Origin of the sequence: Clostridium sp. UMB9555A, from assembly GCF_030222355.1 — a bacterium.
GTDB classification, from domain to species: domain Bacteria; phylum Bacillota; class Clostridia; order Clostridiales; family Clostridiaceae; genus Sarcina; species Sarcina perfringens.
The window spans coordinates 264,192-276,570 of sequence record NZ_JASORQ010000001.1; the positions used below are offsets into that span (position 1 = coordinate 264,192).

Annotated in this window: 7 protein-coding genes; all 7 read left to right on the forward strand. The window is 29.2% G+C overall.

The annotated features are described in order from the left end of the window. The first annotated feature begins 32 nt into the window (after nt 1-32). The 7 genes from QP548_RS01180 (at nt 33) to ruvB (ending at nt 12,374) form a co-directional block, all read left to right on the forward strand. The gene (locus QP548_RS01180) at nt 33-317 is read left to right on the forward strand and encodes a hypothetical protein (protein WP_061428932.1); all 285 of its coding nucleotides are present in this window, start codon (nt 33-35) and stop codon (nt 315-317) included. A 526-nt stretch (nt 318-843) separates the two neighbouring features. After that, nucleotides 844-1,842 (forward strand): tyrosine-protein phosphatase, encoded by a 999-nt coding sequence (locus tag QP548_RS01185; RefSeq protein ID WP_061428931.1) that lies wholly within the window; start codon nt 844-846, stop codon nt 1,840-1,842. A gap of 248 nt (nt 1,843-2,090) precedes the next feature. Next, entirely contained in the window at nt 2,091-5,777 is a 3,687-nt protein-coding gene (locus tag QP548_RS01190; RefSeq protein WP_061428930.1) for a multifunctional 2',3'-cyclic-nucleotide 2'-phosphodiesterase/3'-nucleotidase/5'-nucleotidase, read from the forward strand. Between the two features lie 249 nt (nt 5,778-6,026). After that, nucleotides 6,027-9,590 (forward strand): multifunctional 2',3'-cyclic-nucleotide 2'-phosphodiesterase/3'-nucleotidase/5'-nucleotidase, encoded by a 3,564-nt coding sequence (locus QP548_RS01195; protein WP_061428929.1) that lies wholly within the window; start codon nt 6,027-6,029, stop codon nt 9,588-9,590. A 303-nt stretch (nt 9,591-9,893) separates the two neighbouring features. Further along, on the forward strand, nt 9,894-10,487 hold the full coding sequence (locus QP548_RS01200; RefSeq protein WP_061428928.1) for a hypothetical protein: 594 nt from the start codon (nt 9,894-9,896) through the stop codon (nt 10,485-10,487). A gap of 227 nt (nt 10,488-10,714) precedes the next feature. Next, entirely contained in the window at nt 10,715-11,320 is a 606-nt protein-coding gene (gene ruvA, locus QP548_RS01205; RefSeq protein ID WP_003451248.1) for a Holliday junction branch migration protein RuvA, read from the forward strand. A 13-nt stretch (nt 11,321-11,333) separates the two neighbouring features. Continuing rightward, on the forward strand, nt 11,334-12,374 hold the full coding sequence (gene ruvB, locus QP548_RS01210) for a Holliday junction branch migration DNA helicase RuvB (protein ID WP_061428927.1): 1,041 nt from the start codon (nt 11,334-11,336) through the stop codon (nt 12,372-12,374). Nucleotides 12,375-12,379: the final 5 nt, after the last annotated feature.

Below are 12,379 nucleotides of genomic sequence, written 5' to 3' on the forward strand. Positions count from 1 at the left end.
AGTTAATTAATTTTTAAAAGGGGAAATATAAGATGTTATTTGGAATATTACTAATAATGCTAGTAATTGCATTTATATTTATAAAAGCTTTTTGCGAAAATAAGAATTTTATAGAAATAATGCTTATTAGCATTGAGACAACTTTAATGGCAATAGTTTGTCTTTTATTTAGAGATGATTCTAATAATAATTTGAATTTTTTATTAGGGCTAACTGGTGTGGGGCTATTTATAATAGCCTTAGTCACTAATATATATGGGTTTAAGAAAAATGGGGATTTAAAAAGACTAAAAGATAAGATTTTTATAAAAATATAAGGGATTAATAATTAAGTAAGATTATAAAAAATAAATTTATTTAAAGGCAGTAATATTTAATATGGTAAAAATAAACCATTAAATAGTACTGCCTTTAATTTGGTTTTTCATTAAATATAAAATAAATTTTAATATAATTATTTCTTAGTTTCTCTTAGTGAGGTTGAAAATGCAGTCATAAGCATTATTAAAAAAAGCAATATAAATAATAATTCCATGGGACCTCCTTAAGCATAAATAAAATAGATTTAAATATAATAAAAAGTTCAATTGTTTATTACTATATAAAAATAACTCTTTTATATATAAAAATATAAATAATAAGGTTTACATCTTATAATAATATCTTATCATACATAATATGGAAAAACATTAATTCTTTGAAAAAATTTCTTTAAACTTAAGAATTTTAAGAAGTTTATGATAAAGATAAAATATATATAAGGTTTAAGAAAAGTTAACAATTTATAAAAATAAGTAGTATAATTAAAAAAAAGATTTGGGTTATATTAGGAGATGATGTTTTATGAGAAGCTTAAATGGAAATTTAATAAGAATCTCTGGAGAAGTGTTAAAAATAACATTAAATAAAGAAGTTACTGGAACTTTATATTACTCTGAGAAACTTAATGGAGAATTAAAGTTTATTAAACATATAGAAAAGGAAAATGAATTTGAATTTAAGGATCCAGAGCCTAAGAATAGAACTTTTTATTTTATAAAATGTGAAAATGGAGAGTTGATTTTAGCAGAGAGACTTGTACCACTTAAAAGATTTTGTAATTTTAGAGATTTAGGTGGATATGAAACAAAAGATGGAAGAAAGGTTAAGTGGGGATTATTCTATCGCTCAGAAGCTTTAAATAAATTAAAAGGAGAAGATTTAGAATATTTTAAAACCCTAGGAATTAAATATATTTTTGACTATAGATCCTTAGAAGAAGTTAAATTAAGTCCAGATAGAAATGTTGAAGGAACAAAAAATATAAATATATCTGCAATGAGAAATTTAGATAATCAAAATCTAAATATGGAATCCTATTTGAAAGGAATCTTATCAAAGAATAGCAATCAAGAACCACCTGAAAAGATACTTATGGATGGATATATTGAGATGCCATTAAATAATTTAGCTTTTAAGGAGCTTATAAAGATAATAGAAAATCCTAATAACCTAGCTGTATTACAGCATTGTACCTCAGGAAAAGATAGAACTGGTTTAGGATCAGCCTTAATATTATTACTTTTAGGTGTGCCAGAAGAAAAGGTAATAGAGGATTATATGTTAAGTAATGAATATAGAAAGGGAGAAAATCATAGAATACTTCAAATTTATGAAAAGCATATATCAAATGAAACTATAAAGGAATTGATAGATGATATTTTAGGAGTAAAAAAGAAATTTATAGAACTTAGTTTAAATAAGATAAAAAATACTTATGGTAGCTATGAAACATATTTTCTAAAAGAATATGGATTAACTAAGGAAAAAATAGAGTTTTTAAGAAATGAATATTTATATTAGTTAAATAAATTTAAGAAATCTTACAACCTTTATTTAATATAATGTGAAATAATATTTAGATTAATTTTAAAGAAAATAGGATTTGTTATGATGGAGTTTAAAAAATCTTTCATAATAAATCCTATTTTATTGTTTATATACTTTCTTTGAATTTTTATAACAAAATATTGAAAATATATTAATATATGTTACAATTAGTATGTATAAAATTAACTTTTATAACAAATAAAATTCAAGGGGGATAATTTATGTTAAAGAAGTTTAGTAACAAAAAAATTACTGCTTTAATGGTTGTATTAGCAATGGTCTTTAGCTTTATACTACCAATACCAGTTAAAGCTGCTGAAATTTCTGAAACAAAAAATTCAAATGTAACAGAAAAGACAGATAAAAAAACTGTCAATATTCAAATACTTGCCACTTCTGATTTGCATGGTAAGTTTATGGATTATGATTATGCACAGGGAGAGGAATCTGTTGGTGGATTAAATCAAATAGCTACTGTGGTTAAAGAAGCTAAAAAGAAAAATCCTAATACTCTAGTGCTAGATAATGGTGATACTATTCAAGGAAATTACAATCACCTATTTATGAATAAAGAAAATCCTATGATACTTGCTATGAACACAATAGGATATGATGTTTTTTCATTAGGAAATCATGAATTTAATTTTGGAATGGACAAACTTCATAATATTATTGGTCAAGCAAACCCAAATCTTCATGTCTTATGTGGAAACCTTTACAGAAATGGGGAGAGAGTTTTTAATCCTTATACAATTAAAGATGTAGATGGAATAAAGGTTGCAATAATAGGAGTAGTTACTCCGCATATAATGCAATGGGATTCTCAAAACCTAAAAGGTTATGAAGCTAAGAATCCAACAGAAGAAGTAAAGAAAATAATAGGAGAAATAAAGGCAAATGGAGGCGCTGATGTCTATGTAGTAACTTCTCATGCAAGTTTAAATGGAGAATATGGTGATGGAGATAGTGCTGCTGGAATAGCTGAAGCAAATCCAGAAGTAAGTGTAGTAGTTGCTGGACATAGTCATGATACAGTTAAATCAGAATTAAGAGGAAACGCTATAATTAGTGAACCAGCAAGTAGAGCAAAATATGTTTCTAAATTTAATTTAACTGTTGAAAAAGATGAAAGTGGAACAAAAGTTCTTGATAAGAGTGCAGATCTTATAAGCCTTAAAGGGGTACAAGGAGATCCTGAATTAACTGAGAAACTTAAGCCTTTCCATGAAGCTGCTATAAATGATGCAACAGCTAAGATTGGAGAATTAAAAGGTGGAGATTTAGCAAAACCTGATGAAGTAAAAGGTATTCCACAATCAATAGTTGAAGACCAAGGGGTTACTGATTTTATAAATGAAGTACAATTATATAATAGTAAAAAGTTTTTACAAACTAAAGGAATAGATCCAAATAATGTGTACATGGTTTCATCAGCAGCTTTATTTAGTCCTAAGGCTAATCTTAAAGAAGGTCCTATAAGCAAGGCTGATGTTTCAAATATATATAAATTTGATAATAAATTATATGTTATAAAAACTAATGGAAAACAATTAAAGAAATACATGGAAGAAAACTCTAAGTTCTTTAATAAATATAAAGATGGAGATTTAACTATATCTTTTGATGAAAATGTAAGAATGTATAAGTATGATATGTTTGAAGGGGTTAATTATGAAATAAATATAGCTAAAGATCCAGGTGAAAGAATAGAAAACTTAAAATTCTCTAAAGATGGTAAACCAGTTGAGGATTCAGATGTAGTGTATTTATCAGTAAATGATTATAGATATAATTCAGGGTTAGCTGCAGGAATAATGGATCCAGGTGAACATGAAAAAATATATGATACAGTAAATGATGATATATCAGCAATAAGAGATTTAATAAGTGATTATATAATTAATGTTAAACATGGAGTAATAAATAGAAATGTAGATGGAAACTGGAAAATAACAGGTAACAATTGGAATCCGGAACAAAGAGCTTTAGCAGTTAAACTTATTAATGAAGGAAAAATAAAGCTACCAACTTCATCAAATGGAAGAACTCCAAATGTTAAATCTGTTACTTGGGATGAAGTATCAAAATTTGCAGAGGCTTTACCAGAAGAAAAGAAAGAAGTTGAAATTCCTATTTTAACATTCAATGATTTTCATGGTTCTTTAAAAGAATCAGGAGGAAACCCTGGAGCTGCTAAATTTGTTGGGGAATTAAAGAAAGTAAAAGAAAAAAATCCTAACACAATAGTAGTAAGTGGTGGAGATATGTATCAAGGAAGTGCATTATCTAACCTTTTAAAAGGAAAGCCAGTTAGTGATATGAATAAAGCTTTAGGTGTTCAATTTTCATCTGTAGGGAATCATGAATTTGACTGGGGTTATGATTTAATTCCAGGATGGGCTAAAGATGGTGGATTTGAATTCTTAGCTTCTAATATATATGAAAAAGCTACAGGAGAACCTGTAAAATGGGCTAAACCTTATGGAGTTGTTGAAAAAGGTGGTAAAAAAATAGGATTTATAGGCCTTGCAACACCTGAAACAGCATATAAAACAAATCCTGATAATGTAAAAGATTTAGAATTTAGAGATCCTAACACTGAAGCAGAAAAATGGGTTAAACATTTAAGAGAAGTTGAAAAAGTTGATGCAGTAATTGCTTTAACACACATTGGAAGTCAACAAGATAGAGAGACTGGAGAAATAACAGGTGAAGTAGTTAATCTTACAAAAGTTCCAGGCTTAGATGCAATTGTATCAGCTCATAGCCATATGCCTGTTAAGGGAACTGTTAATGGAGTTCCAATAGTACAAGCTTATAAAAATGGACGTGCTATTGGCCTTATAGATTTAAAATTTGATAAAGATGGAAAATTATCTGTTGAAGCTCAACGTATGGATATTTCTAAAAATATTAAAGATTTACCTGTAGATAAAGAAATGGAAGAAACATTAGGAAAATATGAAAAAGAATTATCACCTATCTTAGATGTTAAGGTGGCTGATTTAAGTGAGGATCTTCCACACAATAGAGATGCAGGTGTAAGCCCAATGGGAGCAACTGTTACAGAAACTATGAGAAAAATAGTAGATGCAGATATAGCTATAAATAATGGTGGTGGAGTAAGAGCTCCATTAAAGAAAGGCGTAATAACAGTAGGAGATATGTATACTATACTTCCTTTTGATAATACTATAGTAACAATGGATATGAAAGGTTCAGATATTATTAAAGTATTAGAACATGGAATTGCTCCTAAAGATTTTGGATGGGGCCAACATGCTGGTCTTAAATTCTGGTATAATCCAGATGCTGAACCTGGAAATAGAATAACTTCTGTAAGATTATTAGATGGAAGTAAGCTAGATCCAAATAAATATTATAAATTAGCGACTAATGATTTTATGGCAGCTGGTGGAGATGGATATGATTTCTCAGCAGCTAAGAATATTAAAGATACTAACAAAGTTTTAAGAGAAGGCATAAGTGATTATTGGAAAAATCATGGTATAAATCCTATAACTAACTTAGCAACTCTTATTGAACCTGGAGAAGAGAAGGGTGAAGCTGTTAACCCAGTAGAACCAGAAAATCCATCTTTAGATTCTAATAAACCGGTAGAACAAGAAAAACCAACTATAGATACAAATAAGCCTATTGAACAAGAAAAACCATCTATAGAAGTAAATAAGCCAATAGATCCAACTATAGATGATATTAATACAGATAAGCCTGAAATATCTGATACAGATAATAATTCAAATAATGAAGAAAATAAAAAGGATGATTTAATTAAATTACCTAACACAGGAAATCCTTTTGGATCAGAAGTTTTTGCAGCAATGGGAGTTTTAGCTACTATAGGCGGTAGCATAATTCTAAAAAAGAAACATAATGATGCAGCTTAATTTAAAATAAATAAAAAAAGCAGTAAAGAAATTCTCTTTACTGCTTTTTTATTTAATAAGATTAATTCCATTACTAATTTTAAAATTTATTTAAGTATAAAATTTACTAGGAATTAAAAAATAAAAAGTTAATTAAAGTTAACGAATATTTAACAATAAAAGATTGAAAAATATTCGCTAAACAATGTACAATACATATGTATAAAATTTACTTTTATAACAATAGTAAACTAAATGAGGGGGAAAAATATGCTTAAAAAAGTAAGGGATAAGAAATTTACAGCATTAGCAGTTGCTACTTCAATGATTTTTGGAATTGCAACACCGTTAACTACTGTAAAGGCTACTGAAAATTTAGCACCGGAAAACTTAGAGAAAAAAGGAGAAGATGGTACTTTAGAAAAAGAAGGAGATGTAACTATTCAGATTTTAGGTACATCAGACCTTCATGGTAGATTTATGAATTATGAGTATGCTCGTAATCAAAAATCTGATGGTGGATTAAATCAAATATCCACTTTAGTTAATGAAGCTAGAAAAGAAAATCCTAATACAATAGTGGTTGATAATGGAGATACTATACAAGGAAACTTCAATCACTTATTTAAGAATGGTCCTAATCCGATGGTTATGGGAATGAATGCTATAGGATATGATGTTTTCTCTTTAGGAAATCATGAATTTAACTATGGAATGGACAACCTTAATAATGTTATAGGCCAAGCTAATGAAAATTTAGATGTATTATGTGCAAATCTTTATAAAGATGGTAAGAGAGTTTATGAAGGATATACAACTAGGGAAATAGAAGGCGTTGAAGTTGCTCTAATTGGAGTTGTAAGTCCTCACATAATGAAATGGGATTCAGAAAATCTAAAAGGATATGAGGCTAAAAACCCTGCAGAAGAAGTTGGGTTTGTAATAGATGAAATAGAAAATAGACCTGAGGGTGGCGCTGATGTTTATGCAGTAGTTTCACACGTGGGATTAGAAAGTGAATATGGTAATGGAGATAGTGCTAGAGCCATAGCTGAAATGAACCCAGAGGTATCTGCTATAGTTGCAGGACATAGTCATACTAATGTACCAGAAGAAAAAATAAATAATGCAGTTATAAGCCAACCTACAAGTAATGGTCAAATGGTTTCTAAAATAGAATTAACTGTTAGAAAAAATGGAGAAAAAGTAGAAGTTGTAGATAAAAAGTCTAAATTATTAAGCACAAAGGGTGTAGCAGAAGATCAAAAAATAAATGATTTACTTGCTGATTTTCATAACACAGCAATTGCTGATGCGACAGCACCTGTTGGTGAAATGGTTGGAGGAGATCTTGCTGATAAAAATGAAATAAAAGATATACCACAATCATTAGTTGAAGATCAAGGTATAACTGACTTTATAAATGAAGTTCAATTATATAATAGTAGAAAGCATTTAGAATCAAAGAATATAAATCCAGATGAGGTTTATATGGTTTCTGGAGCAGCTTTATTTAGTGCTTCATCAAACTTATATGAAGGAAATATAAGCAAAGCAGATATTTCAAATATTTATAGATATGATAATAAATTATATACTATAAAAACAAATGGAAAGCAACTTAAAAAGTATATGGAAAAAAATGCTGAGTATTATAATACTTATAAAGATGGGGATTTAACAGTATCTTTTAATGAAGATGTTAGAATGTATTTATATGACATGTTTGATGAAATAAGTTATGAAATAAATATATCTAAAGAGCCAGGTCAAAGAATTGAAAACTTAAAGTTTGAAAAAGATGGTAAGCCAGTTGAAGACTCAGATGTAGTTTACTTAACAGTAAATGATTATAGATATAATTCTGGATTAGCTGCTGGAATAATGGACCAAGGTGAACATGAGAAAATATATGATACAAATAATGATCAAATATCAGATATGAGAGATTTAATAGTTGATTATATTCAAAATGTAAAAGGTGGAAAAATCACTAAAAATGTTGATAATAACTGGAAGATAACAGGTAATGACTGGGATGCAGAACAAAGAGAATTAGCTGTTAAACTTGTAAATGAAGGTAAAATAAAAATACCTGTATCAGAAGATGGAAGAACTCCAAATGTAAAAGCTGTAACTTGGAATGATGTTTTAGAAGCTTTAGGAACTAAGGAAGTTGAAATACCAATAGTTACTTTCAATGATTTCCATGGATCTTTAGCAGAATCTAAGAGTGATGTTGGAGCAGCTAAGTTAGTTGGAGAAATAAAGAGAATAAAAGAAGAAAATCCAAATACTGTAGTTGTTACAGGTGGAGATATATATCAAGGAAGTGCTATGTCAAATCTTTTAAAAGGTGAGCCAGTTACTGCTATGCTTAAGGAAATGGGATTAGAATTTTCAGCAGTTGGTAACCATGAGTTTGACTGGGGATATGAATATATACCAGATTGGGCTAAAGCCGGAGAATTTGATTTCTTAGCATCAAATATATATGAAAAAGAAACTGGAGAACCAGTTGAATGGGCTAAGCCTTATGGCGTTGTTGAAAGAGAAGGAAAGAAAGTTGGATTTATAGGACTTGCTACTCCTGAAACTGCATACAAGACCAAGCCAGATAACGTTGCTCATTTAGAATTTAAAGATCCTGTAGAAGCAACTAAGACTTGGGTAGATTATTTAGAAAATAAAGAAAATGTAGATGCCGTTGTTGTTTTAAGTCATTTAGGAAGTGAACAAAATAGAGAGACTGGAGAAATAACTGGTGAGATTGTTGAAGTTGCTGAAGTACCAGGAGTTGATGCTATAATATCAGCTCATAGTCATCAAAAAGTTGAAGGAAAAGTTAATGGAGTACCAGTTATACAAGCATATAAAAATGGTAGAAATTTAGGATATGTTAACTTAAAATTTGACTATAAAGATGAATTAGTAGTTACAACTAAACTTGAAGATATTTCTAAGAGAAAAGATACTCTTCCAGTTGATAAGAATATGGAAGATATATTAGCAAAATTTGAAGCTGATTTAGCTCCTATAATGAATGAAAAAGTTGCTGATTTATCAGTAGATTTACCACATGATAGAGATACTGGAGTAAGTCCTATGGGGGCTACTGTAGCTGAAACTATGAGAAGAATAGTTGATGCTGATATAGCAATAACTAATGGTGGAGGAGTAAGAGCCCCATTAATGGCTGGAACAATTACTGTTGGAGATATGTACACAATACTTCCATTTGATAATACTTTAGTTACAATGGAAATGAAAGGTTCAGATATAATAAAAGTTTTAGAGCATGGAATAGAACCAGATAACTTTGGATGGGGACAACATGCTGGTGTTAAACTTTGGTACACTCCAGGAGCTGAAAGAGGAGAAAGGATAACTTCTGTTAGATTAGCTGATGGAACTAAATTAGAAAATGACAAGTATTATACAGTGGTTACTAATGATTTCATGGCTGTAGGTGGAGATTCTTATGATTTCTCAGCTGCTAAAAATGTAGTGGATACAAACTTAGTTATAAGAGATGAAATGGCAAATTATTGGAGAGAAAATGGAATAGATCCTATAACTGATTTAGCTACTTTATTAGAAGCAGGTGAAGATACAACTGTTGATTCAGAAAAACCTGAAAATCCAGAAAATCCAGAAAATCCAGAAAATCCAGGTAACCCAGAAACACCACAAAATCCAGAAAATCCTGATAATGGTGAAAACTTACCTAACACAGGTATGCCATTTGGAACTGGAGCAGTAGCTGCTATGGGTACAGTATTAACAATTGGTGGACTAGCTGTATTAAGAAAGAAAAAGAATAATGCTGCATAGTAATTAATTATTTGGGGAGTGAATTTTAATCACTCCCTTTTTATTTTATAATATACTTTAGTCTAATTTTGATCTTAGATAGAAAAGTAGAGATTTTTTTAGTTTAAACATGAATATTTTTGTTTGATTTTGACTTTAGATAAAATAGTAAGGATTTAATTATTATAGGAGGATTCTTAAAAACAAAAAGCTTTAGGGCTTTAGATATAACATTAGTATTAAAAGCGTTTGGAAAATTAAAAAATATAAAAATGTGTGTATAAAAAGAGAAAATATGTTAATAATCACCAATGAGGTGATGATATGAATTTTAATAATATAAAAAATAATGATAAAATCAAAAACTTAATATTTATTCTTTTAGGCATATTTATATTTGCAAGCAGTTATATGATAACTTACTTTTATAATAGTAAAAAGATTCAACAAACTAATATGAAGGTTACAGAGAAAAAAGGTGAAATTGTTTTAGCTGAGGATATGGATGTAATATTTACAAGAAGAACTTTAGATGACCATGTTGTAGTTGATTATAAAACTACTATTGGAGAAATGGTTAAAAATGATGAAATTAAGGGAGAAAATATGGATGAGTTAATTTCTGCCGTAGAAAAAGATGGATATGAATTAGTTTCATCAACTTCGGGAGAAATAATTTTCTTAAATGATATGGGAATATTAGAAGCTGGTAAGTATTATATAGGCGAAAAAGATGGGTACATAGCAATGTTTAAGGCTGGTGAAGATGGGAGACCATTTATTGAAAAGCCAGAGGATGTTAGTACAAAGAAAATAGATGATTTGCCAGAGGTTGATAGAAGTAAAATAAGTAATTTTGAAAAGAAATATGATACAAGAGAAGAGTGTGAAGAAAATATAACAAATTATATAAGTTAAAAATATTAGCAAATTTATCAGTTGAAAAAATATATATAATTAATAGCTATGTCTTAGAAAGATGTGGCTTTTTTTATTACTTAAATGAAAGTATGATCTAGGAAAATAGAGAGTTTATGGTGTTTTTAATGAATAGTAAATTTTGTGTAATTCATTGATAATATTCCCTCTTCATGTTAAAGTATTATATAGATTTAAAGAACTTATTATACATAGGAGCATTAAATATGTACGAATATATAAGAGGCCAATTTCAAGGGATAAGTAAGGATTATGTTGTAATAGAATTAAATAATATAGGATATAAAATTTTCACATCTGGAAATACAATGTCTAATATGCCAAAAGTAGGAGATGAAGTTCTTCTATACCTAGAGCAGATCGTTAGGGAAGATTTCATAGGTCTATATGGATTTACAACAAGAGAAGAATTAGAAATGTTTAAGCTTTTATTATCTATAAATGGAGTAGGAGCAAAAGCTGCTTTATCACTTTTATCAATTAGTACTGTTAATAATTTAAAGTATGCAATAATGATGGGAGATGAAAAGCATATAACAAGGGCACCTGGAATAGGAAAGAAAACGGCTCAAAGAATTATTTTAGAGCTTAAGGATAAGTTAAAACCAGATGAACTTACTTCTGAAGAGGGACAATTAATAGAAGGAATTAATGATAATTCTGATTATAGTTTCAATATAAATGAAACATTAAGTGCCTTAATGGCATTAGGATATACAGAGAAGGAAGCTCAAAAAGCTTTAGAAAAAGTTGATAAGACATTATCTATAGAAAATATGATAAAGGAGTCTTTAAAACTTTTAATGCGTTAGGAGGTGTAATTAAATGAGTGAAAGATTAGTTACCTCTAATGAGATTGGAATAGATTCAACTAATGAATACAGTTTGAGACCAGAGAAAATAAATGAATATATAGGTCAAGACAAAGTTAAAGAAAGATTAAACATATTCATAAAAGCTGCTCAAAGAAGAGAGGAAGCCTTAGACCATGTAATTTTATATGGGCCACCAGGTCTTGGAAAGACAACATTAGCCAATATAATAGCAAATGAAATGGGTGGAAATCTTAAAATAACATCAGGGCCTGCTATTGAAAGAGCAGGAGACTTAGCGGCAATATTAACAACTCTAAATACTAATGATGTTCTGTTTATTGATGAGATACATAGATTAAATAGAAGCGTAGAGGAAATACTATATCCTGCAATGGAGGATTATGTTTTAGACATAATTATTGGTAAAGGGGCTGCTAGTAAATCCATAAGATTAGATTTACCTAAATTTACTCTAATAGGTGCAACAACTAGAATTGGTATGCTTAGTTCACCTTTAAGAGATAGATTTGGGGTTTTGTGTTCTATGGAATATTATACTGATGAGCAATTAAAGGAAATAATAATTAGAAGTGCTGAAATTTTAGGATGCCATATAACTGAAGAAGGAGCCTTTGAAATTGCTAAAAGGTCAAGGGGTACTCCTAGAATAGCAAATAGACTTTTAAAGAGAGTAAGAGATTTTGCAGAAGTTTTATATGATAATGAAATTACAGAAGAGGCTGCCAAAAAATCCCTAGAGATTTTAGAAGTTGATGGAGAAGGGTTTGATAGAATTGACAATAAAATTCTAGAAGCCATAATAGATAACTTCAATGGAGGACCAGTAGGTATAGAAACCTTAGCGTACTTCGTTGGAGAAGAATTAGATACTGTAGAAGATGTCTATGAGCCATATCTTCTACAAAAAGGGTTTATAGTTAGAACTCCAAGGGGAAGAATGGCAACAGATAAGGCATATAAACACTTAGGAAGAGTTAGATTTAATGAATCTAAAATAGATTCTAAACAATGTACGTTATTTGAAAAATAAAATAG

Excerpts from the sequence above, each read along its gene's own strand:
- QP548_RS01180 (WP_061428932.1), top strand. The coding sequence starts at position 33 with ATGTTATTTGGAATATTACTAATAATGCTAGTAATTGCATTTATATTT.
- QP548_RS01185 (WP_061428931.1), top strand. The coding sequence starts at position 844 with ATGAGAAGCTTAAATGGAAATTTAATAAGAATCTCTGGAGAAGTGTTA.
- QP548_RS01190 (WP_061428930.1), top strand. The coding sequence starts at position 2,091 with ATGTTAAAGAAGTTTAGTAACAAAAAAATTACTGCTTTAATGGTTGTA.
- QP548_RS01195 (WP_061428929.1), top strand. The coding sequence starts at position 6,027 with ATGCTTAAAAAAGTAAGGGATAAGAAATTTACAGCATTAGCAGTTGCT.
- QP548_RS01200 (WP_061428928.1), top strand. The coding sequence starts at position 9,894 with ATGAATTTTAATAATATAAAAAATAATGATAAAATCAAAAACTTAATA.
- ruvA (WP_003451248.1), top strand. The coding sequence starts at position 10,715 with ATGTACGAATATATAAGAGGCCAATTTCAAGGGATAAGTAAGGATTAT.
- ruvB (WP_061428927.1), top strand. The coding sequence starts at position 11,334 with ATGAGTGAAAGATTAGTTACCTCTAATGAGATTGGAATAGATTCAACT.